Below are 18547 nucleotides of genomic sequence, written 5' to 3'. Positions count from 1 at the left end.
TGTCGTCCCGACAGAGATGTCGGAATTTTCCGCAGGTGAGGGGCGCTCTTCGGAGCGCCCCTTGCGCGTGAGCGGGGGCCGTGCGGGGGGCCCTTTTCGGTGCCGAAGCAGCGGTGTCATGCCGAGCGCTGTCCACGACGCCGCGTCACGCGCGGTCAGCGCCCGGGCAACGTTTCCTGCAGCCAGTCGAAGACGACCTCGCAGTGCTGCTGCGGGGCCATCGGGGAGCAGTGCAGCTGTGCGCCGGTCGCCGCGGTGAGCTTCAGGTAGTCCTTGGGGGACGTCAGTTTGTCGAACATCTGGCGCGGCTGCCCCGGATAGAACTGTTCGTAGTCGTAGTCCAGGACCAGCGTGGGCAGTTGCTCCGTAGGAGTCCCGACCCCTGCACCTCGATGCGCGACACCGGCCGTTCCCCCGATCAGCCCGCCTGCCGGACAAGTCCCGCTCAGCCGGTGACGGGGCGGGACGGGCTGGTTGACGCGTTCTAAGCGACTGCTTAGTATCCTGGAAGCCCGCCCCCGTCCGATCACCGCCTCTGGAGTCCGCCGTGACCTCACTGTTCTCCGTCTCCGGCAAAACCGCCCTGGTCACCGGAGGTTCCCGCGGTATCGGCCTGATGATCGCCCGCGGCCTGGTCGCAGCCGGGGCCCGCGTCTACATCAGTTCCCGCAACGCGGCGGCCTGCGACGAGGCCGCTCGTGAGCTCTCCGAGCTCGGCGAGGTGAACGCACTGCCCGCGGACCTGTCGCGGGAGGAGGAGTGCCACCGGCTCGCCGCGGAGATCGCCGAACGCGAGGAGCGGCTGCACATCCTGGTCAACAATGCGGGCGCGACCTGGGGTGCGCCATTGGACGAGTTCCCGGTCAGCGGCTGGGACAAGGTGATGGACCTCAACCTGCGCAGCCCTTTCCTGCTGACCCAGGCACTGCTGCCGCTGCTGCGCAAGGCCGGCTCCCATGACGACCCTGCACGCGTGATCAACGTGGGTTCCATCGACGGCCTGCACGTCAACCCGCTGCCCACCTACTCCTACGCGGCGAGCAAGGCCGGACTGCACCACCTGACCCGGGTACTGGCCAAGGAACTCGGGCCGCAGGGCATCACCGTCAACGCGATCGCCCCCGGCCCGTTCGAGTCCAGGATGATGGCCGCCACCCTGAAGGCACAGGGCGACGCCGTGGTCGAGTCCGCACCGCTGCGCCGGATCGGACGCCCTGATGACATGGCCGGCGTGGCGATCTACCTCTCCAGCCGGGCCGGGGCGTATGTCACCGGCGCAGTGATCCCCGTCGACGGCGGCATCGGCACCACCGTCTGAACCGCCCGTCGGACGCACACGCCTACCCGTTTCCGTCGCCCTTCCCGATCGGACCATGCCCATGGACTCCCTGCTGCTCTCCCGCCGCGACCTGGACTTCCTGCTCCACGACTGGCTGGATGTCACGGGCCTGACCCGCCACCCCCGCTACGCCGACCACGACCGGGACACCTTCGACGCGGTGATGGACCTCAGTGAGGCCATCGCGACCCGGCACTTCGCCCCGCACAACAAGAAGAACGACGCCGAGGAGCCGCGCTTCGACGGCGAGCGGGTGCATGTCATCCCGGAGGTCGAGCAGGCGCTGCGGGTCTTCGCCGAGGCCGGCCTGACCGGCGCCGCGATGGACTACGACGTCGGTGGGCAGCAGCTGCCCACCGTGGTCGCCAACGCCTGCATGTCCTGGTTCCAGGCCGCCAACGTGGGCACCGCCGCGTATCCGTTCCTCACCATCGGCAATGCCAACCTGCTCCTGGCGCACGGCAGCAAGGAGCAGGTCGACAGCTACGTTCGCCCCATGGTCGAGGGCCGGTTCTTCGGCACCATGTGTCTCTCGGAGCCTCAGGCCGGTTCCTCGCTGGCGGACATCACCACCCGGGCGGTGCCGCAGGACGACGGAACGTACCGGATCACCGGTACGAAGATGTGGATCTCCGGCGGCGACCACGAGCTCAGCGAGAACATCGTCCACCTCGTGCTGGCCAGGATCCCCGGTGGGCCGGCGGGGGTGAAGGGCATCTCGCTGTTCATCGTGCCCAAGCTCCTGGTCGAGCCGGACGGCAACGTGGGCGAACGCAACGACGTGGTGCCGGCCGGCCTCAACCACAAAATGGGCTACCGCGGCACCACCAACACCCTGCTCAACTTCGGCGAGGGCCGGCACACCCCGGGCGGCGCCCCGGGCGCGGTGGGCTTCCTCGTGGGCGAGGCCCACCACGGGCTCGCGTACATGTTCCACATGATGAACGAGGCCCGCATCGGCGTCGGGCTCGGAGCCACGGCGCTCGGCTACACCGGCTACCTGCACGCCCTCGACTACGCCCGCACCCGCCCGCAGGGCCGCCCGCTGACGGGCAAGGACGCGAACGCCCCGCAGGTCCCCATCATCGAGCACGCCGACGTACGCAGGATGCTGCTGGCACAGAAGAGCTACGTGGAGGGTGCCCTCGCGCTCAGCCTCTACTGCAGCCGCCTCCTGGACGAGGAACGCACCGCCGAGCAGGAACCCGGGCGCGCTCGCGCCCGGCTGTTGCTGGACGTCCTGACGCCCATCGCCAAGAGTTGGCCGTCGCAGTGGTGCCTGGCCGCCAACGACCTCGCCATCCAGGTGCACGGCGGCTACGGCTACACCCGTGAGTACAACGTCGAGCAGTTCTACCGGGACAACCGTCTCAACGCCATCCACGAGGGCACGCACGGCATCCAGGGACTGGACCTGCTCGGCCGCAAGGTCGTCACGAACGGCGGGGCGGGGCTGCGTCTGCTGTTGGAGACCATCATGGCAACCGTCGCCCGCGCCACGGCGAGCGGCGGCGAGGCGGCCGAGCTGGCCGCCTCGTTGGAGCAGGCCACGGCCCGAGCCGAGCGCACCACGGCCGGGCTCTGGTCGACCGGAGACCCCGCGACCGCCCTGGCCAACGCCTCCGTCTACCTGGAAGCCGTCGGCCACGTGGTACTGGCCTGGGTCTGGTTGGAGCAGTTCCTCGCGCTCAGGGACGACACGGACGACTTCCACGAGGGCAAACGACAGGCGGCACGGTACTTCTTCCGCGTGGAACTGCCGCGTACGGGACCTCAGTTCGACCTGCTCGACAGCCTGGACCGCACCGCGGCGGACAGCCGACCCGAGTGGTTCTGATCCAACGATTTCGCGGTACCTGCCCTCCGCCGACGCGCTGTTGACAGGTCGCGCGCGGCTCCTGGAGACCCGCACCTGTCCGGCTGGGGGCGCACGTGTGTGCGGTGCGCCGCCGGCTGACAAAAACGCTTGGACTCCGCGGGCGTCATCGCGGGACACTGTGATGCCTGGCCCGCCCGTACTCGCACGGTGGCGTCGCCGTGATCTGCGCGGGGGGCTTTGTCGTCGTGCCCCGCCTGTCGGAGGACGACCCGAGCGCGGGCACTCACTCGAACCGAAGCTCCGCACGGCCATGGAGACAGCGGCATGCCCCCGAGAGGCGCACGGCGGGCTGCTGCACGACAACACGGGGTTGGGATGGGCTTACCTGAATCGCGCGAGGCTCCTCGGAGCAGGGGCTCGGTATTCCTCGCACTTCGTTACTACGGACGGGAGTTGGCCCGGTGCCCGCGGCTGACGGTGCCCGCGATGCTGCTGCCGGCGCTGGGCAACATCGGTATCAACTACATCGCGCCGCTGGTCGTCGCGAAGCTCGTCGGCCGAATCGCCGGCGACAACGGTATCTCCATCGGTTCGACGCTGCCCTACGTCCTCGGCTTCGCCGGCGTCCTTCTGTTCGCGGAGACGCTGTGGCGCATCGGCTTCCACTGCCTGAACCGCGTAGCCGCCCTCGCCATCGAGCACCTGTACGTGATCGGCATGGACGAGCTGTTCGCCAAGGACGCCGCGTTCTTCCATGACAACTTCGCCGGGTCGCTGACCAAACGGGTCCTCAGCTTCGCCTCTCGCTTCGAGGAGTTCATCGACACGCTGACGTTCTCGGTCGTGGGAAGCTTCGTGCCGCTGCTGTTCGGGTCGGTGGTGCTGTGGCGCTACGACCCGCTGCTCGTAGTCGGGCTCCTGGCGATGATCGCACTGACGGCGCTGTGCGTGGTGCCCCTCATCCGTCGCCGACAGGCGCTCGTCAAACAGCGCGAGGAGGCGATCGCCCGGGTGTCGGGCCACGTCGCCGACAGCCTGACGAACATCGACACGGTCCAGGCGTTCGCCGCCCAGGAACGTGAGGCCGCCGAGCATCGGTCCCGCGTGGCGCAGTCGCGGCGGCTCACGCTGAGGTCGTGGGACTACGGCAACCTGCGCATCGACACGCTGGTCGCGCCGATGTCCGTGCTGACCAACGCGCTGGGCCTGCTGCTCGCGGTCACGCTCGGCGGGGGCGTGCACGGCGTGGAGGCGGTCGTGGTCGCCTTTACGTACTACAGCAACGCGACGCGGATCATGTTCGAGTTCAACCAGATCTACCGCCGCCTGGAGAGCTCGATGACGGAGGCCGCGCAGTTCACCGAACTGCTGCTGACGCCGCCGACCGTGCTCGACCCGGCGTCGCCGGAGGCGTTGCTGTCCCAGGCCGCCGATGTCCGCTTCGAGCAGGTGACCTTCGCCCACGGGGGCGGGAAGCCGCTCTTCGAGGGCCTCGACCTGGCCGTGCCCAGCGGGGCGAAGATCGGTCTCGTCGGCCGGTCCGGCGGGGGCAAGACCACGCTCACCCGGCTGCTGCTCCGGCTGACGGACATCGACGCCGGCCGGATCCTGATCGGGGGGCAGGACATCAGCAGGCTGCGTCAGACCGACCTGCGCAGCCTGATCGCCTACGTGCCGCAGGACCCGGCGATGTTCCACCGCACGCTGCGGGACAACCTTGCGTTCGCCCGGCCGGACGCCACCGATGCCGAGATCCGCCGCGCGGCCGAGGCGGCGCACGTCACGGAGTTCGCCGACGCGCTGCCGGACGGCTTCGACACCATGGTGGGCGAGCGCGGTGTCAAGCTGTCCGGCGGACAGCGCCAGCGGGTCGCCCTCGCCAGGGCGATCCTGCGCGACGCGCCGATCCTGCTGCTCGACGAGGCGACCAGCGCCTTGGACTCCGAGAGCGAGATCCTCGTCCAGGAGGCGCTGTGGCGGCTCATGGACGGGCGGACGGCGCTCGTGGTGGCGCACCGGCTGAGCACGGTCGCCACCATGGACCGGCTCGTCGTCCTGGACCGCGGACGGATCGTCGAGCAGGGCACCCACCAGGAGTTGCTCGCGTCGGACGGCTCCTACGCGAAGTTGTGGCAGCACCAGTCGGGCGGCTTCCTCGACGGCAGCCCTGCGCGGGCCGACCTGCACTGAAGGCGAGTGTGTGCATGGATCTGTCGGTCATGGTCTCTTCCGTTGTCGGCGACCGCCGAGAGTGTGCGGCCCGGACCGCTTGATGAGCAGCCCAGGAGGTAGCGGTAGAGGAGGGGCGAAGTGGGCCAAAAATGAACGCGCAGAACGATCGAAATGCTCAATTCTGCTTCTTCTGTTGAGCGGTTGAGCGCTTGCGTGCTAGAAACCGCCTACTCCACAGCGGCATCCCGCAACCCCTCCCGGCCTCCGGAGCACCCATGACGCCCCCTTCCTCGCCCCCTTGGTCCCGCCGCACCTTTCTGGCGGCCACCGGCGGCACCGCGCTCGCGGTCGGCCTCACCGAGCCCGGCACCGCCGCGGCCACCACTCGCACCCAGGCATCGGCTGCCGCCCAGGCGGACGACGAATTCGCCGCACTGCGCGCCAAGTGGCGCACTCTGATACTCGGCGAGGGCTTCAGCCCGACCGCGGAGCCCTTCAAGTCCAAGCTCGCCACGCTCGGCACCCAGGCCGCCGGCTTCCAGGCCACCATGGCGCCGGCGGTCGGATCGCTGTGGTCCGGCATCAGCTATGCCGACCCGTCGCCGGACACCGACCAGGAGTCGTACGGCTACTCGGCCAGGATGAACGACAGCTTCACGCGACTGAACACCATGGCCCAGGCGTGGGCCCAGCCCGGAACAGGGCTCACGGGAGACGCCGCGCTCAAGGACGCCGTCATCGCCGGCCTGGACCACCTCTACTCGGACGTCTACAACGAGAACAAGGCCCGGTTCGGGAACTGGTGGAACTTCCAGATCGGCTCGCCGCAGGCGCTGATGGACACCGCCGTGCTGCTCTACGACCACCTGTCGGCCGAGCAGATAGCCGCCTACTGCCGGGCCGTGGACAAGTTCCTGCCGGACTCGGCCGTGGCGCAGTACACCGGCACCAGCACCGGCGCCAACCGTGTCGATCTGTGCCGCGGGATCATCCTGCGAGGCGTCGTCGGCGGCAGCGCGGCCAAGATCCAGCTCGGCCGTGACGCCCTGTCTCCCGTCTTCCCGTACGTCACCACCGGTGACGGTTTCTACGCCGACGGCTCGTTCATCCAGCACACCGACGTCCCTTACATCGGCGGCTACGGCGCGGTGCTCCACGACGGCCTCGGCCGGCTGTTCGCGCTGCTGCGCGACTCGACGTGGCAGGTGAACGACCCGGGCAGCCAGCTCTTCCTCGACACCGTCGAGAAGGCCATCGCCCCCTTCATCTACAACGGCCTGATGATGGACAACGTCTCCAGCCGCGGCATCAGCCGAGGCCTGACGGTGTCCGACCCCTTCCAGCTTCCCCAGGACGATCACACCCGCGCGCACAGCGTGATGGCGTCCGTCCTGCTGGTCGGCCAGGGCGCGAGCCCTGAGGAGCAGGCCCGCTGGAAGGCCATGGTCAAGGGCTGGCTGCAGCGCGACTACTACGGTCCCGCGCTGAAGAACCCGAAGCTGAGCCTGGTCAACACGGCCCGGCTGCAGACGCTGTTCGACGACGACACGGTCAAGGCATCACCCGAGCCGACCGAGCACCGGGTCTTCTCCAACATGGACCGCGTCACTCACCGCCGAAGCGACTGGGGGGCCTCGGTCAGCATGGCCTCCAAGCGCATCGCGCACTACGAGTTCGGCAACGGTGAGCACGCCCGCGGCTATCACACCGGCTCGGGCTGGCTGTCCTGGTGGGGCGACGACCACGGTCTCGAGCAGTACTCGGACACCTTCTGGCCGACGGTCGACCCGTACCGGCTGCCCGGAATCACCGTCTCGAAGAAGCCGCTGCCGGACGGCTTCGGCGGCAACTGGGGAAACCCGAAGCCGGACACGGCCTGGGTGGGCGGCACCACCGACGGCGAGTTCGGCGTCACCGGGCAGCATCTGCGGGGCGTCGACAGCACGATGACCGCCAAGAAGTCGTGGTTCTGGCTCGACGACTCGATCGTCTGTCTCGGCGCCGGCATCACCTCGGCCGACGGCGCCGCGGTCGAGACGGTGATCGACAACCGCAACCTGGGCGCCTCGGGGACAGCGCGGCTCAGCCTCAACGGCATTCCGCAGCCCGGTACCCAGGACCGGCAGGTCACCCGTTCGCACACCAGGTGGGCGCATATCGCAGGGCACGCGGGCTATGTCTTCCCCGAGTCGGGTGGCAGCCGGGTCAGCGCACTGCGCGAGGAGCGCACAGGTGCCTGGAAGGACATCAACACCGGAAGTTCTCCCACGTCGTTCACCCGGCGCTATCTGACGCTGTGGCAGGACCACGGCACCGACCCGCAGGACGCCTCGTACGCGTACATCCTCATGCCCGGCGCGAGCGAGCTGCGCACCGCTGCTCGCGCCATCGACCCGCTGTGGCTGCAGATCCTCGCCAACACTGCGCAACAGCACGGCATCCGCGTCCCCTCCCTCGGCTTCACCGGGATCAACTTCTGGGAGGCGGGCACGGTCGGAAAGGTCATGGCGAGCGCACCGGTGAGCGTGCAGGTCCGTGAGAGGCGCGACGGCACGGCGACGATCTCGGTGGCGGACCCGTCCCGCACCGTCACGGGCCTGACCCTCACCTGGAAGCGACCCGTCAAGTCGGTCCTCTCCAAATCGACTTCGGTCACCGATGTGCAGACGGGCTCCTCCCTCACCATCACGTTCGGCGACCTCAGCGGCAGCTACGGCACGACCCACCAGGTGAAGGTGCGGCCGGCCTGACGCACGGCACCGCCTCGGTGGGCCGGGTTCCTCCCAGCTGCCTGAGCAGGAACCCGGCCCGGCACATCCCAACTGAACAGATCGCAGCAGAAAGGGCTCCCCCCACGCTCAAGCGCCTCTGCACCCGCCCAGCGATCGTCCTGCCGCTTGCCCTCACTCCGGTCCTGGCTTCACCCGCCGCAGCCTCCCGGTGATCCCCGTCCCGACCGAAGATCCTCAGCCCCCGTCCTGAATCCGCAACGCCGGTCCAAGGCCCCTCAGCCTCCTCCCACCTCCTCATCCGGAGATCGCAATGACGCGTTTCTGGCCCCGTCGCACTTTCCTGGCCGCAACCGGCGGTACGGCACTCGCCCTCGGTCTGGCCTCGACGCCCCTCCTGACTCCTGAGGCCGCGGCAGCAGGGGGCACCCCCCGGAAGGAGTCCGGGGAAGAGTTCTCCGCGCTGCGTGCCAAGTGGCGCACTCTGATAGTCGGCGAGGGCTTCAGCCCGACCGCGGAGCCCTTCAAGAGCCGTCTCACCGACCTCGGCGCCACCGCGACCCAGCTCCGGTCGTCCATGGCACCGGCCACCGGCTCGCTCTGGCCCGACCTGGTTTTCGCCGACCCCGAGCCCGACACCGACCAGGAGTCGTATGGCTTCTCGGGGAACATGGCGAGCAGTTACGGCCGGCTGAACACCATGGCCCAGGCGTACTGCCAGCAGGGCACCGGCCTGACCGGCAACACCGGCCTCAGGACCGACATCCTGACCGGCCTCGACCACCTCTACGCCCAGGTGTACAACGAGAGCCTGACCCGGTACGGCAACTGGTACAGCTGGCAGATAGGCGCCCCGCAGGCCCTCCTCGACGTCTGCGTCCTGATGTACGACCAGTTGTCGGCCACCCAGCTCGCGAACTACGCCAAGGCCGTCGACCACTTCGTGCCCGACTCCGCGGTGTCGAGCTACACCGGTACCAGTACCGGCGCCAACCGCGTCGACCTGTGCCGGGTACTCGCGCTGCGCGGCGTAGTCGGCGACGACCCGGCCAAGATCGCGCTCGCTCGGGACGCCCTCTCGCCCGTCTTCCCGTACGTCACCGGCGGCGACGGCCTCTATACGGACGGGTCGTTCATCCAGCACACCACCGTCCCGTACACCGGCTCGTACGGCTCGGTGATGCTCGGCGGCCTCGGCATGCTCTTCGCGCTGCTCGCCGGGTCCAGTTGGGCGGTCACCGACGCCGACCGACAGATCGTGTTCGACGCGGTGGAGAACGCCTGGGCGCCGTTCCTCTACAACGGACTGGTGATGGACGGCGTCTCGGGCCGCGCCATCAGCCGAGGGATCTCCGCATCCGACGCCAGGAGCATCCAGCAGGACGACCATCTGCGCGGCCATCCGATCCTGGCCTCGATCGTGCTGCTCGGGCAGGGTGCGAGCGCGGCCGAGAACACCCGTTGGCGCGGCCTGGTCAAGGGCTGGATGCAGCGGGACTACTACAGCCCGCCGATGAGCAACCCCTCGCTCGGGCTGACAGGTCTGGCCCGGCTCAAGGGCGTTCAGGACGACACCGCGGTCTCGGCCATCGCCGAACCGACCGGCCACCGGCTCTTCACCAACATGTCGCGGGCCACCCACCGCCGCCCCGGCTGGGGCGCCTCGATCAGCATGACCGACAGGCGCACCACGTACTACGAGACCGGCAACGGCGAGAATCTGCGCGGCTGGCACACCGGTTCCGGAATGCTCTACTGGTGGGGCGACACCTACGGCAACGGCCAGTACAGCGACGCCTTCTGGCCCACCGTCGACCCGTACCGGCTGCCCGGCATCACCGCATCCCGCAAGGCGCTCGCGGACGCCGCCGGCGGCGACTGGGGCGCGTCCCTGCCGGACGTCAACTGGGTGGGCGGCGCCACCGACGGGCAGCGGGCGGCCATCGGTCAGTACCTGAAGGGGCTGCAGAGCACGCTGCTGGCGAAGAAGTCCTGGTTCTGTCTCGACGACGCGATCGTCTGTCTGGGAGCAGGCATCAAGTGCAGCGACGGCACAGCCGTGGAGTCCACCGTCGAAAACCGAAATCTCGGCCCCACCGGCAGTACCACCTTCACCGTCGACGGCACCACCAAGCCGCTGACCTACCCGTGGTCGGAGACCCTCACAGGCGCCATGTGGGCACACATCGGGGGCCACGGTGGTTATGTCTTCCCCGGCGGTGCCACCGTCAAGGCGCAGCGCGAGGCCCGCGACGGCAAGTGGAGCACCATCAACAGGGGCAGTTCCACGACCACCCTGAACCGCAAGTACCTGACCATGTGGGTCGACCACGGTACGAACCCGGTCAACGCCTCGTACGCCTACACGCTCCTGCCGGGAGCCACCGCGGACCGGACCTCCGCCAGAGCGGCGGACACGGGCTGGCTGCAGATCCTCGCCAACACCGACAACCAGCAGGGCGTCAGCGTCCCCTCACTCGGCTTCACCGGCATCAACTTCTGGTTCGGCGGCACCGTCGGGACGCTCACCGCGAGCGCGCCCTGCGCGGTGATGATCAGCGAAAGGAGCGACGGCACCGCGGTGATCTGCGTCAGCGATCCGATGCGGATGCAGACATCTCTGACACTCACCTGGAACAGGGCCGTGGCCTCGGTGACCGCCAAGCCGGCCACGGTCACGGGGGCCACCACCGGGGCTTCACTGCGGCTCACGTTCGGCGACCTCAGCGGCACCGCGGGTGCCACGCAGAAGGTCACCGTCAAGCTCGGCTGACCGGTCGGCCGGGCACCCGACCGGGTACGTCGTCGACACCAGCACCAACACCTGGACGACGATCGGGAGCTGGAACGTCTCCTCGTCGGCCGGACTGCTCAAGCCCAGCGGAGTCGGCTTCGTCGAGTACTACAAGTCGGTCGCCGACTGCGCCTCGATCCCGTACGGGCAGGCGGTCTGGGGCAAGCCGTTCGTCAGCCCCGAGCCCGGTACCGGCACCAACACGAGTGCGTACACCTACGGCCCCTGCAAAGCGAATGCGAGCTACAGCCTCAGCAGCGGCGAAGTCACCATGACCACCGGAGGCTGAACCATGCGCAGGTCCTTGCCCGTCATCGCAGCCGCGGCCCTCGCCGCCTCCTGGCCGATGCCGCAGCGGGCAGCGTGGCGCGTGTCAGGCGCGCCTCGCCGCTCGCTGCCGGTGGCTGCGCGCCACTACCCGGCCCGAAGTCCCGCCGTCCACAGGATCTGTGGCTCCATCGCCCGCAGATCGCTCAGAACCGTCCTCCGCGACGCGGCTGGGATCTCCGTGAAGGAGGCCACCGCGAGCACCCTGCAACCCGCAGCCTCGGCCGAGGCGACGCCCGTCGGGCTGTCCTCCACGGCGAGGCACGCCGCCGGGTCCACGCCGAGCGCCCGCGCCGCAGCGAGATAGGGATCGGACGCGGGCTTGGTACGAGGCGTCTCGCCTTCGGCGACCGTCGTACGGAACCGCTCCGCGCCGAGGAGCTTGAGCACCGCGTCCACCACGGGGCGCGGGGAGGCCGAGACCAGCGCCACGGGAATGTCCAGATCCCCGAGCAGATCAAGGAATTCCAACGCGCCGGGCAACACCGTGGCTTCGGACTCGACGGCGGCCAGGAAGGCTGCGTCGAGTTCCCCGGCCACGGACCGCGCACTGCGGCCGGTGCCGGAGACCTGCTTGAGATGAACGGCGGTGTCGGCGGCCGCGCGGCCCAGGACGAAGGGCAGGTCGGTCTCTCCCAGCTCGTGGCCGAGCCCCGCGGCGGTCTCCCGCGCGGTTCGCAGCCACAGCGCCTCGGTGTCCACGAGTGTGCCGTCCATGTCGAAGAGGACGGCGTGCGGGGCCGCGGCGAAGGGCCGCCCGTCCAGCGTCCAGTGCCGGTCGACGTGCCGACCGAGCGAGGCGAACACCTGGGCGGCCACGTCGACATGGCGGACGGCGCGGGGGACAGCACCCGCCGCGATGCCGGGACCCGCCGCGATCAGCCAGGCGGTGCGCTCCTCCTCGGTGCGGCCGCCGTGCCCGCCCGCGTCCGCATGACCGTGGTCGGTGACCACGAGAAACGTCCAGTCCTCGTTCTCGTACGAGGGCCGGGACCGCACCGCGTCGAGGAGCCGTCCGAGGCGCCCGTCGGCCGCCAGCACAGCACTCTCGTACGCGCTGCCGCAGCCCAGGAAGTGCGCCGTCTCGTCGGGCGCGCCGAGATAGACGAACGAGGCCTCCGGTTCGTCTCCGGCCAGCACCCGTACGGCCTCCTCGGTGATCTGCTCGTCGCACGCGTCCCAGCCTTCGGGGGTGTGTACGACGGGCGAGACGTACGCGGTCCTCGCCGGGGCCTGGAAGAGCGGGCCCCCGCCGCGGGCGAGAATCAGGGGCTCCCAGCCGGCCGCGACGAAGGTGCGCCGTCCGTCCTGGTCCGTGAGCCGGGTCGCGAAGTCGGGGAAGACGGCGAGGCGGTGGCCGGTGAAGTCGTTGCTCCACACGCCGTGTTTGGCGACGGTGACACCGGTCACGACCGTGGCCCAGCACGGCCCCGACATCGTCGGGGTGTCGTCGTCGATCCCGACCGGTGCGAGGAAGCCCTGCCGCGCGAGGGCGTCCAGATGCGGGGTAGGCAGCCGGCGCAGGGTGTCGAGCCGCACGCCGTCGATGCCGACGACGAGGACGCGGTGGGCACGACCAGACATGACAAAGCCCTTCCCAGGTTCGATCGGAGTGGCCGGCTCGGGGTCCGGCCGCGCCCGTTGACGACGGGGCGGTCAAGTCGGTTCGCTGCCGCTGCCCCGGGGTCGAGTCGGCCGCTGCCCGGTGAACGGTCCTCGACATGGGCGGTGTCCGGTGCCGGGCTGCGGTCATGCGGGATGCTCCTCAGGCCGAGCGGTTCAGCTCGTCGGGACCGACTCCGTACGCGAACGGCGCACCCTGCGCGTACCGCTCCACTTCATCGATCGCCCAGTGCGCCATGCGACCGAGCTCATTGCCGAGGGAGCCGGCGATGTGCGGGGTCAGCAGTACGTTGGGCAGGTTGTACAGCGGGGAATCGGAAGGCAGGTGGTCGGGGTCCGTCACATCGATTACGCCGTGGATGCGTCCGGACACGAGTTCCTCGGTGAGGGCCCGGGTGTCGACGAGTGAGCCGCGCGCGGTGTTGATGAGCGTGGACCCGTCCGCCATCAGCGCGAGCAGTGGCGCGTCGAACATGTGCCGGGTCTCCGGGAGTTGGGGAGCGTGGATGGACACCACATGACTGCGCCGCACGAGTTCGTCGAGACCGACGCGCTCCACGCCGAGGGCGGCGGCGTCCTCCCTGCCCACATACGGATCGTGCAGCAGGACCTCCAGGTCGAACGGCCGCAGCAGTTCGATCACCCGGCGGCCGATCCGTGAGGCACCCACGATTCCGATGGTGCGCAGATAGTTGCCCTGCCCGGCGAAGTGCGGGAGGAGGTCGAAGGCGCCCCGTGTCTCGCGGTAGCGCCGCGCGGCGCCGAGGACCCGCTTGTTGGCGAACAGGATCGCGGCCAGGGTGAATTCGGCGACGGGCAGCGCGTTGGCGGCAGCCGCGGACGAGACGGCGATGTCGCGCTCCCACACCGCCTCGGTGACGTGGTGCTTGACGGAACCTGCCGCGTGGACGACCGCCCGCAGCCGCGGCATGAGCCGCAGTGCCTCGTCGGAGAGCTGGGGGGAGCCCCAGTGGGTGAAGAGGACTTCGGTGTCGGCGAGCACGGCGGGATCGGCGGCGGCGTAGTCGGTGACCAGCAGCGACGTGTCCACCGCCGCGATGTGCCCGAGTCGCTCGAGGGCGCCGCCGGCCAGCAGGGTGCGGTGGATCTCGCCGCCCATGGCGAGCACGGTGACCGGTCGCCGGCCGGCCGGGGTGCGGTCCGAGCTGTTCAGGACGGTGCCTTCCGGTACGAGCATGATCACTTCACCGCACCCGCGGTCAGGCCGGAGCGCCAGAAGCGCTGCAGGCCGATGAACGCGATGATCAGCGGGATGACGGCGATGAGCGAGCCGGTGATCACCAGTGAGTAGAACTCGGGCTGCTGGGACGTGGTGGTGTTCCACATGAACAGGCCCAGGTTGACCGGGTAGAGGGAGTCGTCGTTGAGCATGACCAGGGCGCCGAAGAAGTTGTTCCAGCTTCCGGTGAACGAGAACAGGAAGATGGTCATGAAGCCGGGGGCGAGCATCGGCAGCGAGATCCGGCGGAACGTACGGAGCTCGCCGGCGCCGTCCACCCGCGCCGCCTCGAGGACCTCGTTGGGTACGTATCCCTCGGAGAAGACCCGGGCGAGATACACACCGAACGGGTTGACCAGGGCCGGCAGCAGGATTGCCCAGTAGGTGTTGACGACGCCGACCTTGGAGGCCAGCAGATACATCGGCAGCTGGATCACCGTGGCCGGCACCAGGACGCCGCCGAGCACCAGACCGAACAGCTTCTCCTTGCCCCGGAAGTCGTACTTGTCGAAGGCGTAGCCGGTGGCGGTGCACAGCAGCGCGGAGGCGGCCGAGCCGACCACCGAGTACAGCAGGCTGTTGCCGAACCAGCGCAGGTAGATGCCGTCGTTGAAGGTGAGGACGTCATGGATGTTCGCGAAGAGGTTGAAGTCCCCGAAGGAGAAGCCACCGGTGGCGAACAGGTCGCGGTGGTTCTTGGTGGCCGCGAAGAGCAGCCAGCTGACCGGCATCAGCATGTAGAACGCGGCGAGGAGCAGCACTCCGTTGACGACGCCCTTGGAGAGCAGCACATGCGCCGGGCTGCGCCGCCGGCCGGTCGCGGCGGGTCTGCGCTCCGAGGGAGCGGCCGGCGCCCGGGCGGGGACGGATTCCTGGGTGACCGTGTGAGTGCTCATGCGGACTTCCACCGGTTTCCGAGCTTGGTGACGACGTACGAGAGCAGCACGCCGAGGGCGGCGAGCATCAGGGAAGCGGCGGCGGCGAGTCCGTAGTCGTGCTGGACGAAGCCGGCCTTCCAGATGAACAGGGTCGGGGACCACTCGGTGTCCACCGACGAGGTGCCCCGCTGGTTGAAGAGCTTGGGCTCGGTGAAGAGCTGGATCGCGCCGACGCAGGTGAAGAGCACGGTCATGACGACCGCGGAGGCGATCATCGGCACCTTGATCTGCAAGGCGGTACGGATGGCCCCGGCGCCGTCGACGACGGCGGCCTCGACGAGCTCACGCGGTACGGCCTGCAGCGCCGCGTAGAAGATCACCATGTTGTAGCCGATCCACTGCCACGCGGTGAGGTTCACCATGGAGGAGAGCACATGGTCGTCGCTGAAGAAGTTCCACGAACCGCCGAGGGCGCCGATCCAGTCGAGGACCGGGCTGAGGCCGGGCGTGTAGAGGTAGATCCACAGGATCGAGGCGATCAGACCAGGCACGGCGTGCGGCAGGAAGAGCGCCAGCTGGAAGAACTTCCTGGCCCTGGCGACCGCGGAGTCCACGAGCAGCGCCAGTCCGAGCGCGGCGCCGATCATGACCGGGATGTACAGCGCGCAGTAGACCGCTATGTGCAGGAAGGACTCGCGGAAGCCCTGGTCGGAAAGGGCGTTGGTGAAGTTGGCGAAGCCGGCGAACGCCCGCTCGGTGCCGCCGAATCCGAGCCCGGAGGAGGCGCGCTCCTGGAACAGGCTCATCCACACGGCATAGATGATCGGAGCCGCCATGACGGCGGCGAACAGCACGAAGAACGGAACGATGAACAGGGCCGCGGCACCGCGCTGATTGCGCTTCAGCCGGGACGCGCTCGCGCGGGGGGTGCCGGCTCGTGATGGGCGCACGGCCTTGGCGAGTGGTGCTGCCACGGTGGGCTCCTTGGCGGATGGACGCTGCGGGGGAGGGTGGTCGACGGGGTCCGGCCGCGGTCAGGCGCGGCCGGACCCCGACGGGTCACTTGGCGAGCTTGAGCCCGCGGTCCTCGATGCCCGACTTGGCCTTCTGCTGGCCGGCCCCGACGCCGGCTGCGAAGCCGCCCTTGGCGGATGCGTCCTGCACCGCCGTGTAGACGTCCATCTGGTTCGGACCCCAGGTCCAGCCGGGGACGATGGTGTCGACCTGCTCGGAGGCGAGCTCGTAGATGTCCTGGCCCTTGAAGTACGCGGTGTCGAACTGGGACGCGGCGACCTCACGCATCTCCGGGTTGGCCGGCAGTGCGCTGCTGGGGGACTTCTTGTCGCTCAGGCGGGCCTTGACGGCGTCGCCGTTGGTGGTGACCCACTTGATGAACTCGGCGGCGGCCTCGGTGTGCTTGCTGCCCTTGAGCACGCCGTAGGAGGTGCCGCCGTAGTTGCCGCTGGCCGGGGTGCCCCAGTTCGGCATGGGCGCGGCGGCCCACTTGCCCGCGAGGTCCGGGAGCGAGGTCTTCATGCCGCCCGCGGACCAGGAGGCGCCGAGGAAGCTGAGCGTCTTGCCCTCGACCCGGGCCTTGGTCTCCTCGGGGCTCCAGCCGGTGAAGGTCTGCACGAGGTCGTCCTTGATCAGACCGTCCCAGTAGGCGGCGGCCTTCTTGGAGCCGGCGTCGTCGACGGCGGGCTTCCAGGCGTCACCCTCGGTGGAGAACCACTTGCCACCGGCCTGCCAGGACAGCGCGGCGAACAGCGCCGGGTCCGACTTGGGCATCGAGGCCAGACGGACACTCTTGTCCTTCTTCTTGACCTTCGCGGCAGCGGTCCTGAACTCGTCCCAGGTCTTCGGGACTTCGATGCCGTACTTCTTGAACAGGTCCGTGCGGTAGTAGTACAGCTGCGGAGCGGCGTCGAACGGGACCGTCCAGGTCTTGCCGCCGAAGTTCACCAGGTTCTGGATGGGTTCGGGGAACTTCTCCTTGACCGTGTCACCGGCGAGGTCGGTGAGGTCGACCAGATTCCCCTGGCTCGCGAACTCGGGGACCATCTGGTACTCGATGGTGGCGACGTCGGGGGCGTTGCCCGCCCTCACCGCGTTGGCCAGCTTGCTGTAGCCCTCGGTCGAGCTGGGGATCTCGGTGAACTTGACCTGGATGTCCTTGTGGGTCCTGTTGAACTCGTCGGCAGTCGCCTTGGCGCCCAGCGTCCAGGTCCAGTAGCTGATGGTTACCGGCTTGCCGTTCGACTTGGCGTCGGTCGAGCCGCCGTCGCCGCCGCAGGCGGTGGCGAGCAGGCCCAGAGCTGCGACGGAAGAGACGGCGGCTATACGGAACGAACGTGAAGTGCGCGACATTGCACGGCTCCTACGGGACCTCGTACGGGAAGAGAGGCGAACGAGGGACATCATTTGCGCGATGTCGATCACAGTCAAGAGCGAACGCACACAACAATCAAAACGATCGAGATACGATCAGTTGCCGCTCACTTCGCCGGCTCCGCACGACGCCCGTACCCGCAGCTCCGGCAGCAGTTCGAGGTGCTGGCGCGGCGTCGGAGTCCGGCCCGAGGCGCGCTCCGCCAGCCGCTGCAGCATCAGTTTCGCGGCCAGCTCGCCCACCGCCCGCTTCGGTGGCGCGACGGCCGTGAGCGGCACGTCGGACAGGCCCGCCACCTCGTCGTCGTACGCGATGAGGGCCAGGTCGGAGGGCACATTGATGCCGCGTTCCTGCAGCCTGGGCACCAGCACGATCGCGTCCTCGTCGCTGTGCACGAGCGCTGCCGTGACCCCCCGTTCCCTGACCGCGTCGACCAGGTACTGCACTGTCTCGTCGTACTCGCCGTGTCCCCTGATCGCCGGCGATCCCGGCACGGTCGTCAGCCCGAGCGACTCCATCGCGGCCAGATATCCCGCGGCGATCTGCGCGGCGTGCGGTCCTTCCTGCAGTACCGCCGCGACCGCCCGGTGCCCCAGCTTCGCGAAGTGACCGACCGCCACCGCGGCGCCGTGCGCCCGGTCCGTGCGCACGCGGTCGAGCCCTGCGGCGGGATTGCCGGCCGGCGCCGTGCGCTCGACGAGCACGGCCGGAACCGGGCATTCCAGCAGCCATTTCTCCTGGCCGTCGGCGGGTACCCCACCGAACCAACTGGGCGCGATCAACAGCCCTTCGGCCCCTCCCGCCAGCAGATGTTCCGCCTGTACGGGGTCCTCCGTGTCCACGTAGCCGGACATCCCGAGCACCAGGCGGCCGCCCTGGGCCTCCACGGTCTCGCGCGCCCCGCGCACGATGTCGGCGAAGATGAAGTTGGTGGTCGGCACGATCATTCCGATCACGGCGCCCTCGGCGGCCGGCGTCTGCACCGGCGCCTCCGAGGCCTGCCCACCCGGCCACACCACGGCCCCGTGCAGCCGCTGCACCCTCCCCTGAGCTGCCAGCGCCTCCACATCGCGCCTCAACGTCACTGCTGAGACACCGAGTTCGGACGCCAGATCGGCGACCCGGAGGCTGCCGCGCTCCCTGACGAGCTCGAGCACCCGCTCATGGCGCTGGTCGACATGCAGTCGCATGGGCTCCCCCTGTGGCAAGGCTGGACGGACAGACGCGGAGAGTGACT

General features: G+C 69.2%; 13 protein-coding genes. 6 read left to right on the top strand and 7 right to left on the bottom strand.

Going from position 1 to position 18547, the window contains the following annotated elements; genetic code table 11:
* Positions 1-155 precede the first annotated feature (155 nt).
* Complete coding sequence (locus tag OHB49_RS06845; protein ID WP_329158743.1) at positions 156-299, bottom strand: hypothetical protein; 144 nt, start codon at positions 297-299, stop codon at positions 156-158.
* A gap of 248 nt (positions 300-547) precedes the next feature.
* On the opposite strand from OHB49_RS06845, the gene OHB49_RS06840 reads away from it, so the two are divergent.
* From OHB49_RS06840 to OHB49_RS06815, 6 genes are all read left to right on the top strand, one after another.
* On the top strand, positions 548-1318 hold the full coding sequence (locus OHB49_RS06840) for an SDR family oxidoreductase (RefSeq protein WP_329158741.1): 771 nt from the start codon (positions 548-550) through the stop codon (positions 1316-1318).
* 61 nt (positions 1319-1379) lie between these two features.
* Complete coding sequence (locus tag OHB49_RS06835) at positions 1380-3176, top strand: acyl-CoA dehydrogenase (RefSeq protein ID WP_329166387.1); 1797 nt, start codon at positions 1380-1382, stop codon at positions 3174-3176.
* 357 nt (positions 3177-3533) lie between these two features.
* Positions 3534-5348 (top strand): ABC transporter ATP-binding protein, encoded by a 1815-nt coding sequence (locus OHB49_RS06830; RefSeq protein WP_329158739.1) that lies wholly within the window; start codon positions 3534-3536, stop codon positions 5346-5348.
* Between the two features lie 257 nt (positions 5349-5605).
* Positions 5606-8080 carry a polysaccharide lyase 8 family protein gene (locus OHB49_RS06825; protein WP_329158737.1) on the top strand — a complete coding sequence of 825 codons (2475 nt, stop codon included), beginning with the start codon at positions 5606-5608 and terminating at the stop codon, positions 8078-8080.
* A 292-nt stretch (positions 8081-8372) separates the two neighbouring features.
* Positions 8373-10832 carry a polysaccharide lyase 8 family protein gene (locus tag OHB49_RS06820; RefSeq protein WP_329158736.1) on the top strand — a complete coding sequence of 820 codons (2460 nt, stop codon included), beginning with the start codon at positions 8373-8375 and terminating at the stop codon, positions 10830-10832.
* Positions 10798-11142 (top strand): hypothetical protein, encoded by a 345-nt coding sequence (locus OHB49_RS06815; protein ID WP_329158733.1) that lies wholly within the window; start codon positions 10798-10800, stop codon positions 11140-11142. The genes OHB49_RS06820 and OHB49_RS06815 overlap by 35 nt, the downstream gene beginning before the upstream one ends.
* 125 nt (positions 11143-11267) lie before the next feature.
* On the opposite strand, the gene OHB49_RS06810 is transcribed toward OHB49_RS06815, so the two are convergent.
* The 6 genes from OHB49_RS06810 to OHB49_RS06785 all read right to left on the bottom strand — a co-directional run bounded on the left by OHB49_RS06810 (position 11268) and on the right by OHB49_RS06785 (position 18500).
* Positions 11268-12764 (bottom strand): HAD-IA family hydrolase, encoded by a 1497-nt coding sequence (locus OHB49_RS06810; RefSeq protein WP_329158732.1) that lies wholly within the window; start codon positions 12762-12764, stop codon positions 11268-11270.
* Positions 12765-12945: 181 nt separating this feature from the next.
* Entirely contained in the window at positions 12946-14001 is a 1056-nt protein-coding gene (locus OHB49_RS06805) for a hydroxyacid dehydrogenase (RefSeq protein WP_329158730.1), read from the bottom strand.
* A 2-nt stretch (positions 14002-14003) separates the two neighbouring features.
* Positions 14004-14939 carry a carbohydrate ABC transporter permease gene (locus OHB49_RS06800; protein ID WP_329158728.1) on the bottom strand — a complete coding sequence of 312 codons (936 nt, stop codon included), beginning with the start codon at positions 14937-14939 and terminating at the stop codon, positions 14004-14006.
* Entirely contained in the window at positions 14936-15895 is a 960-nt protein-coding gene (locus OHB49_RS06795; RefSeq protein WP_234432884.1) for a carbohydrate ABC transporter permease, read from the bottom strand. The genes OHB49_RS06800 and OHB49_RS06795 overlap by 4 nt, the downstream gene beginning before the upstream one ends.
* Before the next feature lie 85 nt (positions 15896-15980).
* Entirely contained in the window at positions 15981-17288 is a 1308-nt protein-coding gene (locus OHB49_RS06790) for an ABC transporter substrate-binding protein (protein ID WP_329158724.1), read from the bottom strand.
* A 117-nt stretch (positions 17289-17405) separates the two neighbouring features.
* The gene (locus OHB49_RS06785) at positions 17406-18500 is read right to left on the bottom strand and encodes a substrate-binding domain-containing protein (protein WP_329158722.1); all 1095 of its coding nucleotides are present in this window, start codon (positions 18498-18500) and stop codon (positions 17406-17408) included.
* Between the last annotated feature and the right edge of the window lie 47 nt (positions 18501-18547).

The sequence above is a fragment of the Streptomyces sp. NBC_01717 genome (genome assembly GCF_036248255.1).
GTDB lineage: Bacteria > Actinomycetota > Actinomycetes > Streptomycetales > Streptomycetaceae > Streptomyces.
Note: the sequence above shows the minus strand (reverse complement) of the source record. Positions and strands in the feature narration are given on the sequence as shown.

Excerpts from the sequence above, each read along its gene's own strand:
- OHB49_RS06845 (WP_329158743.1), bottom strand. The coding sequence starts at position 299 with ATGTTCGACAAACTGACGTCCCCCAAGGACTACCTGAAGCTCACCGCG.
- OHB49_RS06835 (WP_329166387.1), top strand. The coding sequence starts at position 1,380 with ATGGACTCCCTGCTGCTCTCCCGCCGCGACCTGGACTTCCTGCTCCAC.
- OHB49_RS06830 (WP_329158739.1), top strand. The coding sequence starts at position 3,534 with ATGGGCTTACCTGAATCGCGCGAGGCTCCTCGGAGCAGGGGCTCGGTA.
- OHB49_RS06825 (WP_329158737.1), top strand. The coding sequence starts at position 5,606 with ATGACGCCCCCTTCCTCGCCCCCTTGGTCCCGCCGCACCTTTCTGGCG.
- OHB49_RS06820 (WP_329158736.1), top strand. The coding sequence starts at position 8,373 with ATGACGCGTTTCTGGCCCCGTCGCACTTTCCTGGCCGCAACCGGCGGT.
- OHB49_RS06810 (WP_329158732.1), bottom strand. The coding sequence starts at position 12,764 with ATGTCTGGTCGTGCCCACCGCGTCCTCGTCGTCGGCATCGACGGCGTG.
- OHB49_RS06805 (WP_329158730.1), bottom strand. The coding sequence starts at position 14,001 with ATGCTCGTACCGGAAGGCACCGTCCTGAACAGCTCGGACCGCACCCCG.
- OHB49_RS06800 (WP_329158728.1), bottom strand. The coding sequence starts at position 14,939 with ATGAGCACTCACACGGTCACCCAGGAATCCGTCCCCGCCCGGGCGCCG.
- OHB49_RS06790 (WP_329158724.1), bottom strand. The coding sequence starts at position 17,288 with ATGTCGCGCACTTCACGTTCGTTCCGTATAGCCGCCGTCTCTTCCGTC.
- OHB49_RS06785 (WP_329158722.1), bottom strand. The coding sequence starts at position 18,500 with ATGCGACTGCATGTCGACCAGCGCCATGAGCGGGTGCTCGAGCTCGTC.